The organism is Streptomyces sp. LaPpAH-108, from assembly GCF_000373625.1.
In the GTDB taxonomy this organism is placed as follows: domain Bacteria; phylum Actinomycetota; class Actinomycetes; order Streptomycetales; family Streptomycetaceae; genus Streptomyces.
This window is the reverse complement of sequence record NZ_KB891988.1, coordinates 134,250-152,968: the sequence shown is the minus strand read 5'-3', so window position 1 is coordinate 152,968 and position 18,719 is coordinate 134,250. Positions and strand designations below refer to the sequence as shown.

Genomic DNA, 18,719 nt, shown 5'->3' with positions numbered 1-18,719 from the left:
CAGCCACTGATCCGGAGATGTGCGGGGCCCCTCGTGGGCCCCGCGTGGCGGGCCGCCGAGCGATCGGCGGCCCGTCGGCATGTCCGGGGGACGGTGAACGGGCATGCGCGTCAAGGGACTTGGGCGTGACTCCACGAACGAGGGGGCGCTTGTGAACTCATCGCACTGCGCTGCCCCGATAGGGGCACAGACCGCAACCCCGGTGTCCGCCGCCCCGTTGACGATCACGCAACTCCTCCCCGGAGTCCGCCTTTCGAAAGGGAACGCACATGAAGAAGCTGTGGGCAACCGCGGCTGTCGCCGCCTCCGTCGCCGGTCTCGCGGGCGTGGCCGCCCCGCAGGCCCTCGCCATCGGGGACGACCACGGCACCACCTCGTTCAGCGGCAACGGCGCCTCGCAGTCGTTCGGCAACTCGGCCACCTTCGGTGACATGAGCCCGCAGCTCGCGCTGGTCCAGGGCTCGCTGAACAAGCCGTGCATCGGCCTGCCCGCGAAGCTCAACGCCCAGTCGGTGCTCGCGCTGGTCAACGTCGGTGTCCAGGACATCCCGATCCTGTCCTCGCCGCAGAACCAGCAGTGCGTGGAGAACTCCACCCAGGCCAAGGGCGACGAGCCGCTGTCGCACATCCTGGACGACATCTCCGCCCTGTCCGGCAACGGCGCCGGCAACGGCTGATCGAGCCCGTACCGCGACGGCGGGCCACCGGTTTCCCCGGTGGCCCGCCGTTTCGTGTGCCCGGACGCCTCGCCGCCCGGATGCCCAAGTGCCTTACGACACCACGTCCTTGCTCTACGACACCCCGCCGGTGCCCTACGACACCACGTCCTTGCGCGCGAACCCCCGGAAGGCCAGGGCGAACAGGACGAGGGCGTAGGCCACCGAGACAGAGGCGCCCTGGGCCATCCCGGCCCACTCGGCGTGCGGCTGGAGGGCGTCGGCCCAGGCGAACTGCCAGTGCGCGGGCAGGAAATCGCGCCAGTCGCCGAGCGCGGTGACGGCGTCCAGGACGTTGCCGACGATGGTCAGGCCCACCGCGCCGCCGACCGCGCCGAGCGGGGCGTCCGTCCGGGTCGAGAGCCAGAACGCGAGGGCGGCGGTGACCAGTTGGGACACGAAGAGGTACGCCACCGCGACCGCGAGGCGCTGCACCGCGACCCCCGGCTCCAGCGCGCCCCCGGTGGGGATGCGCAGCGGGCCCCAGCCGTAGGCGGCGGTGCCCGCGACGAGGGCCACGACGGGCAGCAGCACCATCGCGGCCAGGCTCATCCCGAGGGCCACCACGAGCTTCGACCACAGCAGCCGTACCCGGGGCACGGGCGCGGCGAGCAGATAGCGCAGCGAGGACCAGTTCGCCTCGGAGGCCACCGTGTCGCCGCAGAACAGGGCGACCGGGATGACCAGCAGGAAGCCCGCCGAGACGAACAGGGCGACGGCGGCGAAGTTGGCGCCGGAGTCGGTGGCCGTGGCCATGAGGGTGATCCGGGAGCTGCGGGCGCCGGGCTCGCCGCCGATGGCGAAGGCGGCGAGCAGCACGAACGGCAGCGCGGTCAGGAGCAGGCCCATGACCAGCGTCCGGCGCCGCTTGAGCTGGCGGATCAGCTCCACGCGGACGGGCAGCGTGCGGACGGGGCGGTAGCCGGGTGCCGTGTCCGCGCCCGGGGTGAGCGTGCTCACGGGGAGCCTCCGATCAGGGTGAGGAAGGCGTCTTCCAGGCGCCGGTGCGGGCCGACGGAGGCGACGGGCACCTCGAGCCGGACCAGGTCCACGACCAGGGCCTCGGCGGTGGCGCCGGGCTCCAGGCGGACCAGGAGTCCGTCCTCGGTGCGGACGGCGGAGGCGACGCCGGGCAGCGCGGCCACCTTCTCCACGAGCGGTTCGCGCACCGGGGTGCCGGTACCGACCAGGAGGGTGTCGCCGGAGCCGATGATGTCGCGCACCGGGCCCGCCTGGACGAGGCGGCCCCGGTCCATCACCACGAGGTGGGTGCAGGACTGCTCGACCTCGGCGAGGAGATGGCTGGAGACGATGACCGTGCGTCCGGCCGCCGCGTAGCGGATCATCACCTCGCGCATCTCGCGGATCTGGGGCGGGTCGAGTCCGTTGGTGGGCTCGTCCAGGATGAGCAGGTCGGGCAGGCCGAGCATGGCCTGGGCGATGGCCAGGCGCTGGCGCATGCCCTGGGAGTAGGTGCGCACCGCGCGGTCGAGGGCGTCGCCGAGGCCCGCGATCTCCAGGGCCTCCTCCAGCTGGGCGTCCTCGGCGGGGCGGCCGGTGGCCCGCCAGTACAGCTCCAGGTTCTCCCGGCCCGACAGGTGGGGCAGGAAGCCCGCGCCCTCCACGAAGGCGCCGACCCGGGAGAGGACGGGGGCGCCGGGGCGTACGGCGTGACCGAAGACGCGGATCTCGCCCGCGTCGGGGCGGATGAGGCCCATCAGCATGCGCAGGGTGGTGGTCTTGCCCGCGCCGTTGGGTCCGAGGAGTCCGAGGACCTGGCCCTTCTCTACGCGGAAGGACAGGTCGCGTACGGCGTACCGCTCGGCGGAGCCCGCGTAGCGCTTGCTCAGGTCCCCGATGACGAGCGGGACCTCGGCCAGCTCGGGGTCGGGGGCGGGGGCGCTGCTGGGGCGGCGGGCGGTGAGGAGCAGGGCGGCGGCGAGGGCGGCGCCCGCGAGCGGCAGCCACCAGACCCAGGAGGGCAGCGGGGTGCGGGCGGTGGTGACGCCCGGGGCGGTGGGCACCTTCAGGGCGCCGTCGAGCGAGACGGTGTACGTCGCCGGGGCGGTCGGGGAGGCGTAGGCGAGGTCGGTGGAGGCGAGGACCAGGCGGAGGCGGTGGCCCTTCTGGATCTCGTGGTCGACGGCCGGGAGGGTGACGGTGACGTCCTTGCCCGCGCGGGCGCCGGTGACGCGCAGGGGTGTGACGAGCTGGGAGGGCAGGACGCGGGTGCCGCCGGGGCCGACGTCGTAGAGCTTGGCGAAGAGGACCGCGTCGTCGGAGGTGGCCCGCACGTGGACGCGTGCGGTGGGCGAGCCGGTGACGCGGAGGGTGGCGGGCAGCGGGGCGGAGTCGAAGTGGGCGTTCTGGCCGGGGAAGTCCAGGGAGACGCCGGTGCCGAGGGCGGAGAGCCGGGCCAGGCTGCCGAGGCCGGGCAGGGCGGAGACGGCAGGCGGTCCGGCCCCGGCCGGGTTGGCGACGTGCTGGGTGCCGCCGGTGAGCTGGACGGTGTGCTGGTGGGAGTGGAGGCCGGGGTAGGCGCTGCCGCTCGCGCCGCGCAGTTGCACCGTGCCGTCGGTGGAGTCGACGCCTCCGGTGCGGGTGACGCGGAAGGCGGGGCCGGTGGCGGCGGAGGTGTCGTCCTTGAGGTAGCGGTCGAACCAGGAGCGCATCCGGGTGCTGACGCGGTCGGTCTCCTCGTCGCCGCCGTCGTGGCCGCCGGAGATCCAGTCGGTCTTCACCGGGGCGCCGTTGGCCTTGATCGCCCGTTCGGCCGCGTCGGACTGGGCGAGGGTGAACAGGGAGTCCGTCTGGCCCTGGAAGAGGAGGGTGGGCACCTTGATGCGGGTGGCGACGGCGGAGGGGGAGCGTTCCTCCAGGAGGCGGCGGGCCTCGGCGTCGGGGGTGCCGGACTGGGCGACGCGCTGGTACATCCGGCACAGGGCGGGCTCGAAGTCCTCGCAGCCGCCGCCGGAGTTGAAGAAGACCCCGGCCCACAGCTTCTTGAACACGCCGTCGGGGAACAGCGCGTCGGCGAGGTTCCAGTAGGTGACGGCGGGGGCGATGGCGTCGACGCGGTGGTCGTGTCCGGCGGCGAGCAGGGAGATGGCGCCGCCGTAGGAGGCTCCGGCCACGCCGACGCGGGGGTCGCCGGGGGCGTCCAGGCGGACCTCGGGGCGCTTGGCGAGCCAGTCGATGAGCTGGGAGACGTCCTTGACCTCGTGCTTCGGGTCGTTGAGGCCGATCTCGCCGGTGGAGCCGCCGAAGCCGCGCGCGGACCAGGTCATGACCGCGTAGCCGTGCCGGGCGAAGTTCCGGGCCTGGTCGAGCATGTCCTTCTTGTTGCCGCCGAAGCCGTGGGCGAGCAGGACGGCGGGGTGGCGGCCCGGGCGGCCGTCGGTGAAGAAGGAGGTGGTCAGCCGGGTGCCGTCGGCGGTGGTCAGTTTCTGGTTGACCTGGTGCACGCGGGGGGTGTCGTCGCCGGAGGCGGTGGCCGTCCAGGTTCCGGCGACCGCGACCAGCACGGCGGCGGCGAGGGCGGCGGCCGTCCGGCGCGGCCCCTTCAGGAGCCGCGCCGCGGGCACTCGAAGATCCATGACCCCACCGTAAGGGCCCCGGGCGGCGGCGGACGGCGCCGCCGGGCTGAACCCCTGGCCCTCCCCGGGGCGTACGCGTCCGGCCGGGTGTACCGCGAGTGCGGTACGCGGTGGGCCGCCCGGCTCAGGGGCGGGTGTCCTCGGGGAGGGAGACGAGCCAGTGGGTGGCGGCGCGGGGGCGGAGGTAGAGCGCCCAGTAGAGGGTGGCGACGGCGGTGATGCCGCCGGTCCACAGCAGGTGGCCGACGTCCTGCTGGGTGAGGACGTAGGCGAGGACGCCGATGAGCAGGACGGGCAGCGCGGGCCACAGCGGCATCCGCCAGGCGGGGGTGTTCCGGTGGGCGTCGCGGCGGCCGAGCAGGGCGGCGACGGCGACGAGCAGGTACATCGCGGTCACGGAGACGCCGGTGACGCCGTAGAGGGTGTCGAGGTCGACGAAGCAGAACAGCGCGCCGGGGACGCCGACGGCGAGGGTGGCGACCCAGGGCGAGCCGAAGCGGCCGAGCTTCGAGAAGAGGCGGTTGACCGGGGTGGGCCACGCCTTGTCGCGGGCGGAGGCGAACAGGACGCGGGAGTTCTGGATGACCATGACGATGCCCGCGTTGACGATGGCGAGGGCGACGCAGAGGCTGACGAAGGTGCCGACGGCGCTGTTGGACCAGGCGGTGACCATGGAGCTGAGGTCGCCGCCGGTCAGCTGCTCGATGTCGGTGGCGCCCAGGGTGATGGCGGCGACCGGCACCAGGATGATCACCGTGGAGATGGCGAGGGTGGCGAGGACGGTGCGGGCCACGTCGCGGCGCGGGTGCTCCAGTTCCTCGGAGAGGTAGACGGCGGTCGAGAAGCCCTGGGTGACGAAGAGGGCGATGGCGAGCCCGGAGACGACAAGCACCCCGGTCACCGTGTCCGTGTGCCCGTGGGCGCCCGCGACCTGCATCGAGACGAGGCTGCCGAGCCCGCGGTGCCCGTGGACGAACCCGAGGACGGCGACGACCGCGGCGGCGATGACCTCCAGGACCAGGAAGATCCCGGTGATCCAGGCGTTGGCGCGCAGGTCGAGCAGTCCGGCGAGGGTGGCGAGCAGCATGACGGCGGCGCCGGTGAGCGAGGGGTCCAGATGGACGACGGGGGCGAGGTAGTCGGCGGTGCCCATCGCGATGACGGGCGGCACGATCATGACGACCAGCAGGGAGAGCACGAAGACCAGCCAGCCGGTGAGCCGTCCGGCGAGCGTGGAGACCATGGCGTACTCGCCGCCCGCGCTCGGGATGAGGGTGCCCAGCTCGGCGTAGCAGAACGCCACGGCGATACAGAGCAGCGAGCCGATGGCGATGGTCAGCGCGGTGGCGGTGCCGAGGGTGCCGAAGAGGTCGGGGACGACGACGAAGAGGGTGGAGGCGGGGGTCACGCAGGAGAGCGTCAGCAGGGTGCCGCCGACGACGCCGATGGAACGCTTGAGCTGTCGGGGGCTGTCGGACGGGTGCCCGGGGGCGGCGGCCTCGGCGGGGCGGAGCGTGTCGGTCATGCGGCGGTCCGATCGACTCGTGCGGTGCGGGCTCGGGCGGGAGCGCTATCGCCTCCGGCGGTTCGTGGCGTACGGCATGTCTCTCGCTCCCGGCGACCGCATCGAACACCGACGAAAACCGGCGCGTCAATGGGTGTTCAACTACGGATTCCGTCGCTGAACCGGGCCTTCTGCTACGCATACAGCGGTATCTCGCGGGTGATTCCACGCTTGTCACCGGTACGGGAACCGCAGGTGCCGGGCCGAAAAAAACCGGGCCCGGAGGCGCTGTGCACGCCTCCGGGCCCGGTCGGGTGTACGGCTCAGTGGTTGCGCGGGAAGCCCAGGTCCACGCCTGCCGGGGCGTCGGCCGGGTCGGGCCAGCGGGTGGTGACGACCTTGCCTCGGGTGTAGAAGTGCGTGCCGTCGTTGCCGTAGATGTGGTGGTCGCCGAAGAGGGAGTCCTTCCAGCCGCCGAAGGAGTGGTAGCCGACGGGGACCGGGATCGGGACGTTGACGCCGACCATGCCGGCCTCGACCTCCAGCTGGAAGCGGCGGGCGGCGCCGCCGTCGCGGGTGAAGATCGCGGTGCCGTTGCCGAAGGGGGAGGCGTTGATCAGGGCGATGCCGTCGTCGTAGCTGTCCACGCGCAGCACGGTCAGCACCGGGCCGAAGATCTCGTCCTGGTACGCCTTGGCGGTCGTCGGCACCTTGTCGAGCAGCGAGATGCCGATCCAGTGGCCGTCCTCGTACCCCTCGACCGTGTAGCCGGTGCCGTCGAGCACGACCTCGGCGCCCTCGGCGGCGGCGCCGGAGACGTAGGAGGCGACCTTGTCGCGGTGGGCCCTGGTGATCAGCGGGCCCATCTCGGAGGTGGGGTCGGTGCCGGGGCCGATCTTGATCTTCTCGGCGCGCTCGCGGATCTTGTCCACCAGCTCGTCGCCGATGGCACCGACCGCGACGACCGCGGAGATGGCCATGCAGCGCTCGCCCGCGGAACCGTAAGCCGCCGAAACCGCAGCGTCCGCCGCCGCGTCGAGGTCGGCGTCCGGCAGGACCAGCATGTGGTTCTTGGCGCCGCCGAGCGCCTGGACGCGCTTGCCGTGGGCGGAGGCGGTGGTGTGGATGTAGCGGGCGATCGGGGTCGAACCGACGAACGACACCGCCTTCACGTCCGGGTGCTCCAGGAGCCGGTCGACGGCCACCTTGTCGCCGTGCACGACGTTGAACACGCCGTCCGGCAGCCCCGCCTCGGCCAGCAGTTCGGCGATCCTGAGCGAGACCGACGGGTCCTTCTCGGACGGCTTCAGCACGAAGGTGTTGCCGCACGCGACGGCGATCGGGAACATCCACATCGGCACCATGGCCGGGAAGTTGAACGGCGTGATGCCCGCGACGACACCGAGCGGCTGGCGGATCGCGGCCACGTCGACGTTGGTCGCGACCTGCGTCGACAGCTCGCCCTTGAGCTGCACGGTGATCCCGCAGGCCAGGTCCACGATCTCCAGGCCGCGCGCGACCTCGCCGAGCGCGTCGGAGTGCACCTTGCCGTGCTCGGCGGTGATCAGCGCGGCGATCTCGTCGCGGTGCTCGTCCAGCAGCGCGCGGAACTTGAAGAGGATGGAGGTGCGCTGGGCCAGCGAGGAGTGGCGCCAGGTCGCGAAGGCGTCCCTGGCGGCGGCGACCGCCGCGTCCACCTCCTCGGCCGTGGCGAAGGCGACCTGGGTGGTGACCTCGCCGGTCGCCGGGTCGGTGACCGGCCCATACGTACCCGACGCGCCCTCGGCGGTCTTGCCGCCGATCCAGTGGTTGACGGTCTTCGTCATGTCCTCGGGCTCCTTGTCACAGATGGCGGCGGCGGGCCGACCGGTGCCGTTCGTACAGCTCGCGTGCCTTGACCGCGGACGGCCTGGTCGCGGTCTCGGCCACGGGAACATCCCACCAGGCCGCGGCCGGGGGCGCGCCCGACACACTGTCGGACGTTTCGGTCTCCACGTAGACACATGTGGGAGTGTCGGCGGCGCGCGCCTCGGTGAGGGCCGCCCGCAGCTCCCCCACCGTCCGCGCCCGCAGCACCCGCATCCCGAGGCTCGCCGCGTTGGCGGCCAGGTCCACGGGCAGCGGGGCGCCGGTGTAGGTGCCGTCGGGCGCGGTGTGGCGGTAGGCGGTGCCGAAGCGCTCGGCGCCGACCGACTCCGAAAGCCCTCCGATGGAGGCGTACCCGTGGTTCTGGATGAGCACCATCTTGATCGCCACGCCCTCCTGCACGGCGGTGACGATCTCGGTCGGCATCATCAGATACGTCCCGTCCCCCACCAGCGCCCAGACGTTGCGCTCGGGTGCGGCGAGCTTCACACCGAGGGCGGCCGGGATCTCGTAGCCCATGCAGGAGTAGCCGTACTCCAGGTGGTACTGGTCGCGGGAGCGGGCGCGCCAGAGTTTGTGCAGGTCGCCGGGGAGGGAACCGGCGGCGTTCACGATGATGTCGCTCTCGTCCACCAGGGCGTCGAGCGCGCCGACGACCTGCGGCTGGGTCGGCACCGCGTCCGGGTCCTCGGCGGCGAAGCAGGCGTCCACCCGGGCCTCCCAGCGGGCCTTGCCCTCGGTGTACTCGGCCACATAGGCGTCCGGCACCCGGTGGTCGTGCATCTCCAGCGCCTCGGTCAGCTCGCCGAGCCCGCTGCGGGCGTCCGCGACCAGGGGGAGTCCGGACATCTTGTGGCCGTCGAAGGGCGCGATGTTGAGGTTGAGGAAGCGCACTCCTGGGTGCTCGAAGAGGGTGCCGGAGGCGGTGGTGAAGTCGGTGTACCGGGTGCCGACGCCGATCACCAGGTCGGCGGCGCGGGCGAGTTCGGCGGCGGTGGCGGTGCCGGTGTGGCCGATGCCGCCCACGTCCTGGGGGTGGTCGTACGCCAAGGACCCCTTGCCCGCCTGGGTGGAGGCGACCGGGATGCCGGTGACGGAGGCGAACTCGGCGAGGGCTGCTTCGGCGCGGCTGTGGTGGACCCCGCCGCCCGCGATGACGAGAGGGCGCCGGGCCTGCCTGATCACCCGTACCGCTTCGGCGAGTTCGGTCGGGTCGGCCCCCGGGCGCCGTACGGTCCACACCCGTTCGGCGAAGAACTCCTCGGGCCAGTCGTACGCCTCCGCCTGCACGTCCTGCGGCAGCGCGAGGGTGACGGCGCCGGTCTCCACCGGGTCGGTGAGGACCCGTACGGCCTGGAGCGCCGCGGGGATCAGGGCCTCGGGGCGGGTGATCCGGTCGAAGTAACGGGAGACCGGGCGCAGGGTGTCGTTCACCGACACGTCGCCCGCGTACGGGACTTCGAGCTGCTGGAGGACGGGGTCGGCGGGGCGGGTGGCGAAGACGTCGCCGGGGAGGAGGAGGACGGGCAGGTGGTTGATGGTGGCGAGGGCGGCGCCGGTGACGAGGTTGGTGGCTCCGGGGCCGATGGAGGTCGTGACCGCGTGGGTGGAGAGGCGGTTCGACTGACGGGCGTAACCAACTGCCGCGTGCACCATGGCCTGTTCGTTGCGGCCCTGGTGGTACGGCATCAACTCCCGATTCTCTACGAGGGCTTGGCCGATCCCCGCGACGTTGCCGTGACCGAAGATGCCCCAGGTGGCGCCGATGAGCCGCCGTCGGACGCCGTCGCGCTCGGTGTGCTGGGCGGCGAGGAAGCGGACGAGCGCCTGCGCGACGGTGAGCCTGGTGGTCACTGGTAACCCCCTGCGTGGTCCGGGTGGAAGCGGATGCGCCATTCGCGGGTGGCGCCGGGGCCCGCCATGACGTTCAGGTAGTACATGGCGTGGCCCGGCTGGGCGATCGACGGGCCGTGCCAGCCGTCCGGGACGAGCACCACGTCACCCGTGCGGACCTCGGCGAGCACATCGGCGCCGCCCTCGCGGGAGGGGAAGACCCGCTGGTAGCCGAGGCCGCCGTCCTCGATCTCGAAGTAGTAGATCTCCTCCAGCTCGGACTCCTCCCCCGGCAGGTGCTCGTCGTGCTTGTGCGGCGGGTACGAGGACCAGTTGCCGCCGGGGGTGATGACCTCGACGGCGATGAGCCGGTCGCAGTCGAAGGTGTCGGCGGCGGCGAAGTTGCGCACCCGGCGGGCGCAGCTGCCGCTGCCGCGCTCTTCGACGGGGACCTCCGGCGCGGGGCCGTAGCGGGCGGGGAGTCGTCGCTCGCACTTCGCTCCTGCCAGGGCGAAGCGGCCTCCCGCGCCGGAGGCGATCTGGACCCGGGCGTCACGGGGTGCGTACGCGAAGTCGCTGACCTGCGCGAACACGCTTTCCCGGCCCTGGATCCGAAACATGGTGTCGTCAATTTGTACGGTACATGCACCGTGCAGGGGCAGCATGATCCACTCGGTGTCCCCGGTGTCGAAGGTATGCGTGGCACCGGGTTCGAGGCGGACGACGCGCAGGGCGGTGTGCGCCCAGCCGGGGCGGCCGGGGCCGGGGCCTGGAGTAGGGCCTGGGGTGGGGCCGACGTCGAGCACGTAGGGGCCGCTCGCCGCGGTCCCGGCGGGCAGATGCAGTCCGTCGCTGGTCGTCATGCGGCCCTCACAGCAGTCCGGCGGCGGTGTCCACGGCGGCGGCCACGTCGCCGTCCGCCGGGTACAGCAGCGAGCGGCCGACCACCAGGCCGCGCACGGTGGGCAGTTGGAGCGCGCCGCGCCACTTCTCGTAGGCGGCTGCCTGCTCCTCGGCCGAGCCCCCGGCCTCGCCGCCGAGCAGGACGGCGGGCAGGGTGGTGGTGGCCATGACCTCGGCCATGTCGTCGGGGTTCTCGGTGACGGGCACCTTCAGCCAGGTGTAGGCGGAGGTGCCGCCGAGTCCGGAGGCGATGGCGAGGGAGCGGGTGACGGCCGCGGCGGAGAGATCGTTGCGCAGCCGTCCGTCCGGGGCGCGTCCGCTGAGGAACGGCTCGATGAACACCGGGAGTCGGCGCTCCGCCATCGCGTCGACCGCGCGGGCCGCGCTCTCCAGGGTGGCCAGGGAGCCCGGGTCGTCGTAGTCGATGCGCAGCAGCAGCTTGCCCGCGTCGAAGCGCAGCCGCTCGATGTCCTGCGGGCGGTGGCCGGTGAAGCGGTCGTCCAGCTCGAAGCGCGCGCCCTGGAGTCCGCCCCGGTTCATGGACCCCAGGACGACCTTGCCGTCCAGGGCGCCGAGCAGCAGCAGGTCGTCCAGGATGTCGGCGGTGGCCAGCACCCCGTCCACGCCCGGCCGGGACAGCGCGAGACACAGCCGCTCCAGCAGGTCGGCCCGGTTGGCCATGGCGAACTCCCGGCCGCCCGCCCCGAGCGCGCCCCGGGCGGGATGGTCGGCGGCCACGATCAGCAGCCGCTCACTGGCCCGGAGCAGCGGACGCCGGATGCGGCGGGCGGCGGCCTCGGCGACGGCTTCGGGGTGACGGGTGCGGAGGTGGACGAGGGTGGAGACATCCACCCGTACGCCGTCGGCGGTCCGGCCCCCGCTCACCGGACCGCTCCGGCGGAGAGCGCGGCCTCGATCTCGTCCGGGGTGGGCATCGCGGAGGAGCACTCCAGGCGCGAGGCCACGATGGCGCCCGCCGCGTTCGCGTGCCGCATCACCGTCTCCAGGTCCCACCCTGCCAGCAGCCCGTGGCACAGCGCGCCGCCGAACGCGTCCCCCGCGCCGAGACCGTTGAGGACGGTGACGGGCAGCGGGGGCACCTCGGCGCTCTCGCCGTCCCTGCTGACCGCGAGCACTCCCTTGGGGCCCTGTTTGACCACGGCCAGCTCCACCCCGGCGGCCAGCAGCGCCTCGGCGGCGGCGTGCGGGTCGCGGACGCCGGTGGCGATCTCCACCTCGTCCAGGTTGCCGACGGCCACCGTGGCGTGGCGCAGGGCCTCGGCGTAGAAGGGGCGGGCGGTGTCGGGGTCCTGCCAAAACATCGGCCGCCAGTCCAGGTCGAAGACGGTGAGCCCGGAGCGGGCGCGGTGGGCGAGGGCATCGAGAGTGGACGTACGGCTCGGCTCCTCGCTCAGGCCCGTCCCCGTCATCCAGAAGACGCGGGCTTCCCGGATCGCGTCCAGGTCGAGTTCGCCGGGGTGGATCTCCAGGTCGGGGGCCTTGGGCTGCCGGTAGAAGTAGAGCGGGAAGTCGTCCGGCGGGAAGATCTCGCAGAAGGTGACCGGGGTGGGCAGTCCGGGGACCGGAGTGACCCAGCGGTCGTCCACGCCGAAGCCGCGCAGCGCCTCGTGGAGGTAGTCGCCGAAGGGGTCGGCGCCGGTACGGGTGATCACGGCGGTGCGCAGCCCCAGCCGGGCGGCGGCGACCGCGACGTTGGTCGACGAGCCGCCGAGGAACTTGCCGAAGGACGACACCCGGTCGAGCGGAACCCCGCTCTGGAGGGGGTAGAGGTCCACCCCGATCCGCCCCATGGTGATCAGGTCGTACGCCATCGGCTCCCCTTCGTCCCGGGTCTCTTCCCGGTGTTCTAGTCCGGTCCGGTGAGCCCTGTCAATGTTTTGTCCGGACATTCGGACCAGGTATTGACACCCCTTCCGGCAGACGCCCACGCTGGCGCCCATGACGTCGCTGCCGACTTCCTCACTGTCCCGTATCCGCGTCGGATCGGCCCCCGACTCCTGGGGTGTGTGGTTCCCGGACGACCCCCGGCAGGTGCCCTGGCGGCGCTTCCTCGACGAGGTCGCGGACGCCGGGTACGAGTGGATCGAGCTGGGCCCGTACGGCTATCTGCCCACCGATCCGGCCGTGCTCGCCGAGGAGACCGCCCGGCGCGGCCTGAAGGTGTCCGCGGGCACGGTCTTCACCGGGCTGCACCACGGCCCGGCGGTCTGGGAGAGGACCTGGGAGCACGTCGCGGCCATCGCGGACCTCACCCGGGCGACGGGCGCCCGCCATCTCGTCGTCATCCCCTCCTTCTGGCGCGACGACAAGACCGGCGAGGTGCTGGAGCCGTCCGAGCTGACGGCGGAGCAGTGGCGGAACCTCACCTCGCTGACCGAACGGCTGGGCCGCGAGGTGCGCGAGCGGTACGGCCTGACGATCGCCGTCCACCCGCACGCCGACACCCACATCGACACCGAGGAGAACGTCACCCGTTTCCTGGACGGCACCGACTCCGCCGACGTCTCGCTCTGCCTGGACACCGGGCACTACGCCTACTGCGGCGGCGACAGCGTCAAGCTGATCGAGACCTACGGCGAGCGGATCGGCTACCTCCACCTCAAGCAGGTGGACCCGGAGATCCTGGCCGGGGTGCGCGCCGAGGGCACGCCGTTCGGTCCTGCGGTCGCGCGGGGCGTGATGTGCGAGCCGCCCGCCGGGGTGCCCGCGCTCGGCCCGGTCCTGGAGGCGGCGGCCCGCCTGGACACCGACCTGTTCGCGATCGTCGAGCAGGACATGTACCCGTGCGCGCCGGACCGTCCGCTGCCGATCGCGCGGCGGACCCGGGCGTTCCTGCGCTCGTGCGGGGTATGACGCGCACCGGAGGTTGGCGGACGGCACCGGCCGGGACACCCGGACCCCCGCCGCGTCAATCTCCCACGCCCGCCGCTCGTCATACTGATCGGCTGCGGTTCCGTCACGAATACACCCCTCCTGTCACATACGTCGCGCTTACGCGGGCCCTCCGTCACACCCGGCCCACAAACCCCTCCCGGTGGTCACTCTGTGTCGTTGAGTCGGCACAGGCTTGTGATCACCAGCGCTGCGCCCGGTCCCCCGACGGCCGCCCCCGGCCGTGCCCGTGGCGCGCGCGCAGGGAGGTGCGACTCATGACCGACCGAAGGCTCTGGTCCTACAAGGAGATCGCGGCGCACATCCGGGTGCAGCCGGACACCGTGCGGTCCTATCGCAAACACGGCCTGCTGCCCCCGCCCGACCTCGTGGAGGGCGGCAAGCCCTACTGGTACGCCGACACGGTGCGCGCCTGGGTCGCCTCGCGCCCCGGAAACCGTGGCCGCAGAGACTGAGCCTCCGTCACCATCCCGTACCGCGAACGCCCGTACATCGTCCCCCGAGGGGCGGTGTGCGGGCGTTCGCCGCACTGCGACAAAGCGCGCGTATACATAGGCTGCGGGAGGATTCACCCATCATCGGGGAGCCCTTGGGGAATACCCCCTAGGGGTATAGTGTTGACAGAGGTGAGGGTTCCCCGAGAACCCCACCGGCCACACCGGCCCCGCCCCACGCACGTCCGACGAGGAGAACGACATGAGCGCCCAGACCGACACCCCGGGCTCCGTCACCGCCGTCTACCAGGTGAGCGGCATGAGCTGCGGCCACTGCGAGGGCTCCGTCTCCGCCGAGATCTCCGAGATCCCCGGCGTCAGCTCGGTCAAGGCCGTCGCCTCGACCGGCGAGGTCACGGTCGTCTCCGCCGCCCCGCTCGACGAGGAGGCCGTCCGCGCCGCCGTCGACGAGGCCGGCTTCGAGCTGGCCGGCCGCGCCTGACGGCACCGGTCACGCCCCGGCCCACGCCTCCGCGCGCGGCCGGTGACACACCTTCCCCGACCGGGCCGTACCGACCAGCTCATACTGGATTCCGTACGGCCCGGTCCGATGTCTGGAGTCCGGACATGACCAGCACCACCGAAGAGACACGGCAGGCGGACGGCACCACCTCGCAGGTCGAGCTGCTCGTCGGCGGCATGACCTGCGCGTCCTGCGCCGCCCGGGTGGAGAAGAAGCTCAACCGCATGGACGGCGTGAGCGCCACCGTCAACTACGCCACGGAGAAGGCCAAGGTCAGCTACGGCCCCGGCGTGCGGGTCGCCGACCTGATCGCCACCGTCGTGAAGACCGGCTACACCGCCGAGGAGCCGCCGCCCCCGGAGCCCGAGCCGCAGGAGACGGCCGGGGAGAGCGCCGAGGAGCGCGACCCGGAGACGGCCGCGCTCAGGCAGCGGCTGCTCGTCTCCGTCGCCCTCGCCGTCCCGGTCGTCCTGCTCGCCATGGTCCCGGCGCTCCAGTTCACCAACTGGCAGTGGCTCTCGCTGACCCTGGCCGCGCCCGTCGTCGTCTGGGGCGGGCTGCCCTTCCACCGGGCCGCCTGGACCAATCTGCGGCACGGCGCGGCCACCATGGACACCCTGGTCTCGGTCGGCACGCTGGCCGCGTTCGGCTGGTCGCTGTGGGCGCTGTTCTTCGGTGACGCGGGCATGGCCGGGATGCACGACTCCTTCCGCTTCACGGTCTCGCGCACCGAGGGCGCCTCCGCGATCTATCTGGAGGTCGCCTCCGGTGTCATCGCGCTGATCCTGCTCGGCCGCTATCTGGAGGCCCGCTCCAAGCGCCGTGCGGGGGCCGCGCTGCGGGCGCTGATGGAGCTGGGCGCCAAGGACGTGACCGTCCTGCGCGCGGGCCGCGAGGTGCGGGTGCCGGTGTCCTCGCTGGCCGTGGGCGACCGGTTCATCGTACGGCCCGGCGAGAAGATCGCCACCGACGGCACCGTGGCCGAGGGCGTCTCGGCCGTGGACGCCTCCATGCTGACCGGCGAGTCCGTCCCCGTGGACGTGGGCCCCGGCGACAAGGTCACCGGCGCGACCGTCAACGCGGGTGGCCGCCTGGTGGTGGAGGCGACCCGGGTGGGCGCGGACACCCAGCTCGCCCGGATGGCCCGCCTGGTGGAGGACGCGCAGAACGGCAAGGCGCAGGTGCAGCGGCTCGCCGACCGGATCTCCGCCGTGTTCGTGCCCGTCGTCATCCTGATCGCGCTCGGCACCTTCGGGGTCTGGCTCGGGGTCACCGGGGACACGGCCGCCGCGTTCACCGCCGCCGTCGCCGTCCTGATCATCGCCTGCCCGTGCGCGCTCGGCCTCGCCACCCCGACCGCGCTGATGGTCGGCACCGGGCGGGGCGCCCAGCTCGGCATCCTCATCAAGGGCCCCGAGGTCCTGGAGTCCACGCGCCGCGTCGACACCGTCCTGCTGGACAAGACCGGCACCGTCACCACCGGCCGGATGACCCTCCAGGAGGTGCACACCGCCTTCGGCGAGGACGAGACGGAGGTGCTGCGGCTCGCCGGAGCCCTGGAGCACGCCTCCGAGCACCCTGTAGCGCGCGCGATCGCCGCAGGCGCGGAGGAGCGGGTCGGCACGCTGCCGCCGGTCGAGCACTTCGAGAACGTCCCCGGACGGGGCGTACGCGGCCGTGTGGAGGGCCATGACGTGGTCGTGGGGCGCCTCGACCACAAGCTGTTCGAGGAACTGGTCGCCGCCCGCGCCCTGACCGAGGAGGCGGGCCGTACGGCCGTCGCGGTCAGCTGGGACGGGCGCGCCCGCGCGGTGCTGGCCGTCGCGGACGCGGTCAAGGACACCAGCGCCGAGGCGGTGCGCGCGCTGCGCGCCCTCGGCCTCACCCCGGTCCTGCTCACCGGCGACAACCGCACGGTCGCAAAGACGGTCGCGCGGGAAGTCGGCATCGACGAGGTGATCGCGGACGTCCTCCCCGAGGACAAGGTGGAGGCGGTACGGCGCCTCCAGCGCGAGGGGCGGACCGTGGCCATGGTGGGGGACGGCGTCAACGACGCGGCGGCCCTCGCCGCCGCGGACCTCGGACTCGCCATGGGCACCGGGACCGACGCGGCCATCGAGGCGGGCGATCTGACCCTGGTGCGCGGCGATCTGCGGGTGGCCGCGGACGCCATCCGGCTGTCCCGCAAGACCCTCGCCACCATCAAGGGAAACCTGGTGTGGGCCTTCGGGTACAACGTCGCCGCGCTGCCGCTGGCCGCCGCGGGGCTGCTGAACCCCATGATCGCGGGGGCCGCGATGGCCTTCTCGTCCGTGTTCGTCGTCACGAACAGCCTGCGGCTGCGCCGCTTTGCCTGAAATACCCCCTGGTTACCGGCGGTTCGGGCCGGGAGAAGTAAGAGTCCCCCTAGAGTCGGGCCCGCGCCTCACATAAGCTCTTCACAAGGCTCGCGCATCATCCTTACGCTGGGGCACCCGATCGTCGTATCGGGGCTCTTGTGCACCTAAAGGACATATGCAAGAGACGCAGATCACAGTGATGCGAACGTAACCATCGAAGGGGTTCGAAGGTCTAAGTTGGCGGTGTCAGTCCAGCGTCTTGGGGGGCGCCGGCTGGCATCTGGAGTCGTCTTGGGGGACTTCTCCAGAGATGCGTTGCCGGGGCACGTACACCGGGAAGCTTTGAGCGGCCCTCCCAGCGTGCGCTGTCCCGGCAGACCGCAACCGTTGTGCATCACTGGAGCGCGGTGGGTTCGCCCGCCCTGCTCAGGCAGCGAATTCAGGCGCTGCCCTCTCCGAGCGCCCGGCCCGGATCCCGTGGGGGGAATCCGCACCGGGGCATGGGAAGGCGCCCTGGACGTCGGCCCGTGGGGGGACCGACGCGCCAGGGCGCCTTCTTCTTTCTGTTTGAAGCCCAGCTCTTTGTGAAGCTCAGCCTCCGGGGCGCCGCGGGGCACCCCGGAGATCAACGCCTTACGGCGCCGAGGTCAGCGCTCCTCCACCGGGATGAAGTCGCGCTCCACCACGCCCGTGTAGATCTGGCGCGGGCGGCCGATGCGGGAGCCGGGCTCCTTGATCATCTCGGTCCACTGGGCGATCCAGCCCGGCAGACGGCCGAGGGCGAACAGGACCGTGAACATCTCGGTCGGGAAGCCCATGGCCCGGTAGATCAGGCCGGTGTAGAAGTCGACGTTCGGGTAGAGGTTGCGCGAGACGAAGTAGTCGTCGGAGAGCGCGTGCTCCTCCAGCTTGAGCGCGATGTCCAGCAGCTCGTCGGACTTGCCGAGCGCGGAGAGGACGTCGTGCGCGGCGGCCTTGATGATCTTGGCGCGCGGGTCGAAGGACTTGTACACCCGGTGGCCGAAGCCCATCAGGCGGACGCCGTCCTCCTTGTTCTTCACCTTGCGGATGAAGGAGTCGACGTCGCCGCCGTTGGCCTGGATGTCCTCCAGCATCTCCAGGACCGACTGGTTGGCGCCGCCGTGCAGCGGGCCCCACAGCGCGTTGATGCCCGCGGAGATGGAGGCGAACATGTTGGCCTGCGAGGAGCCGACCAGGCGGACCGTGGAGGTCGAACAGTTCTGCTCGTGGTCCGCGTGCAGGATCAGCAGCTTGTCGAGCGCGGAGACCACGACCGGGTCGAGGTCGTACTCCTGGGCCGGGACCGAGAACGTCATGCGCAGGAAGTTCTCGACGTAGCCGAGGTCGTTGCGCGGGTAGACGAACGGGTGGCCGATCGACTTCTTGTAGGCGTACGCCGCGATCGTCGGCAGCTTGGCGAGCAGGCGGATCGTGGAGAGGTCGCGCTGCTGCTCGTCGAAGGGGTTGTGGCTGTCCTGGTAGAAGGTGGACAGCGCCGAGACGACCGAGGACAGCATGGCCATCGGGTGGGCGTCGCGGGGGAAGCCCCGGTAGAAGTTCTTGACGTCCTCGTGCAGCAGGGTGTGCCGCGTGATGTCGTTCTTGAACGTCGTCAGCTCGTCGACGGTGGGCAGCTCGCCGTTGATGAGCAGGTACGCCACCTCGAGGAAGGTGGAGCGCTCGGCCAGCTGCTCGATCGGGTAGCCGCGGTAGCGGAGGATGCCCGCCTCGCCGTCGAGGTAGGTGACCGCGGATTTGTACGCGGCCGTGTTGCCGTAGCCGCTGTCCAGGGTGACCAGACCAGTCTGGGCGCGGAGCTTCCCGATGTCGAAGCCCTTGTCACCGACGGTGCTGTCGACCACCGGATAGGTGTACTCGCCGTCGCCGACCCGCAGTACTACAGAGTTGTCGCTCACGTCTTCCCTCACCGACTTAGTGCCTCATCTTCGAGGTGCCCTGACTGTCTCTACCATCCCCCATTTGGCTCAGGAGAGTGCACTCGGGGTCGCCACTTGGCCCGCTGGCGGCACTCAGTGCCGTCAACCTGCACATCCTGCCGTCTGCGCGGACC

Annotated in this window: 14 protein-coding genes; 5 read left to right on the top strand and 9 right to left on the bottom strand. The window is 72.0% G+C overall.

Features of this window, described 5'->3' with window-relative positions:
- Positions 1-269: 269 nt before the first annotated feature.
- Positions 270-677: a rodlin gene (locus B079_RS0106755; protein WP_018545018.1), complete on the top strand. Its 408-nt coding sequence runs from the start codon at positions 270-272 to the stop codon at positions 675-677.
- A 135-nt stretch (positions 678-812) separates the two neighbouring features.
- Here the strand turns inward: B079_RS0106755 and B079_RS0106750 are convergent, their stop codons facing one another.
- From B079_RS0106750 to iolC, 8 genes are all read right to left on the bottom strand, one after another.
- Complete coding sequence (locus B079_RS0106750) at positions 813-1,676, bottom strand: ABC transporter permease (RefSeq protein WP_018545017.1); 864 nt, start codon at positions 1,674-1,676, stop codon at positions 813-815.
- Positions 1,673-4,312: an alpha/beta fold hydrolase gene (locus B079_RS0106745; RefSeq protein WP_026248424.1), complete on the bottom strand. Its 2,640-nt coding sequence runs from the start codon at positions 4,310-4,312 to the stop codon at positions 1,673-1,675. The genes B079_RS0106750 and B079_RS0106745 overlap by 4 nt, the downstream gene beginning before the upstream one ends.
- Positions 4,313-4,436: 124 nt before the next feature.
- On the bottom strand, positions 4,437-5,837 hold the full coding sequence (locus B079_RS0106740; RefSeq protein ID WP_018545015.1) for an APC family permease: 1,401 nt from the start codon (positions 5,835-5,837) through the stop codon (positions 4,437-4,439).
- Between the two features lie 302 nt (positions 5,838-6,139).
- A complete protein-coding gene (gene mmsA, locus B079_RS0106735; RefSeq protein ID WP_018545014.1) occupies positions 6,140-7,642 on the bottom strand; it encodes a CoA-acylating methylmalonate-semialdehyde dehydrogenase in 1,503 nt (500 codons plus the stop codon).
- 16 nt (positions 7,643-7,658) lie between these two features.
- A complete protein-coding gene (iolD, locus tag B079_RS0106730; protein WP_199779880.1) occupies positions 7,659-9,578 on the bottom strand; it encodes a 3D-(3,5/4)-trihydroxycyclohexane-1,2-dione acylhydrolase (decyclizing) in 1,920 nt (639 codons plus the stop codon).
- A complete protein-coding gene (gene iolB / locus B079_RS0106725) occupies positions 9,533-10,378 on the bottom strand; it encodes a 5-deoxy-glucuronate isomerase (protein ID WP_018545012.1) in 846 nt (281 codons plus the stop codon). Before iolB ends, iolD begins: the two co-directional genes overlap by 46 nt.
- A 7-nt stretch (positions 10,379-10,385) precedes the next feature.
- Positions 10,386-11,270 (bottom strand): Cgl0159 family (beta/alpha)8-fold protein, encoded by an 885-nt coding sequence (locus B079_RS0106720; protein ID WP_026248423.1) that lies wholly within the window; start codon positions 11,268-11,270, stop codon positions 10,386-10,388.
- Between the two features lie 29 nt (positions 11,271-11,299).
- Positions 11,300-12,250 carry a 5-dehydro-2-deoxygluconokinase gene (gene iolC / locus B079_RS0106715; protein WP_018545010.1) on the bottom strand — a complete coding sequence of 317 codons (951 nt, stop codon included), beginning with the start codon at positions 12,248-12,250 and terminating at the stop codon, positions 11,300-11,302.
- Between the two features lie 127 nt (positions 12,251-12,377).
- Here iolC and B079_RS0106710 point away from each other — a divergent pair, with 127 nt between their 5' ends.
- The 4 genes from B079_RS0106710 to B079_RS0106695 all read left to right on the top strand — a co-directional run bounded on the left by B079_RS0106710 (position 12,378) and on the right by B079_RS0106695 (position 16,645).
- Positions 12,378-13,292, top strand: coding sequence for a sugar phosphate isomerase/epimerase family protein (locus B079_RS0106710; RefSeq protein ID WP_018545009.1), 915 nt, complete (start codon positions 12,378-12,380; stop codon positions 13,290-13,292).
- 296 nt (positions 13,293-13,588) lie between these two features.
- Positions 13,589-13,786 carry a helix-turn-helix transcriptional regulator gene (locus B079_RS0106705; protein WP_018545008.1) on the top strand — a complete coding sequence of 66 codons (198 nt, stop codon included), beginning with the start codon at positions 13,589-13,591 and terminating at the stop codon, positions 13,784-13,786.
- A gap of 241 nt (positions 13,787-14,027) precedes the next feature.
- Positions 14,028-14,267, top strand: coding sequence for a heavy-metal-associated domain-containing protein (locus B079_RS0106700; protein ID WP_018545007.1), 240 nt, complete (start codon positions 14,028-14,030; stop codon positions 14,265-14,267).
- A 125-nt stretch (positions 14,268-14,392) separates the two neighbouring features.
- Entirely contained in the window at positions 14,393-16,645 is a 2,253-nt protein-coding gene (locus tag B079_RS0106695) for a heavy metal translocating P-type ATPase (RefSeq protein WP_018545006.1), read from the top strand.
- A gap of 629 nt (positions 16,646-17,274) precedes the next feature.
- On the opposite strand, the gene B079_RS0106690 is transcribed toward B079_RS0106695, so the two are convergent.
- Positions 17,275-18,564 carry a citrate synthase gene (locus B079_RS0106690; RefSeq protein WP_018545005.1) on the bottom strand — a complete coding sequence of 430 codons (1,290 nt, stop codon included), beginning with the start codon at positions 18,562-18,564 and terminating at the stop codon, positions 17,275-17,277.
- Positions 18,565-18,719 lie beyond the last annotated feature (155 nt).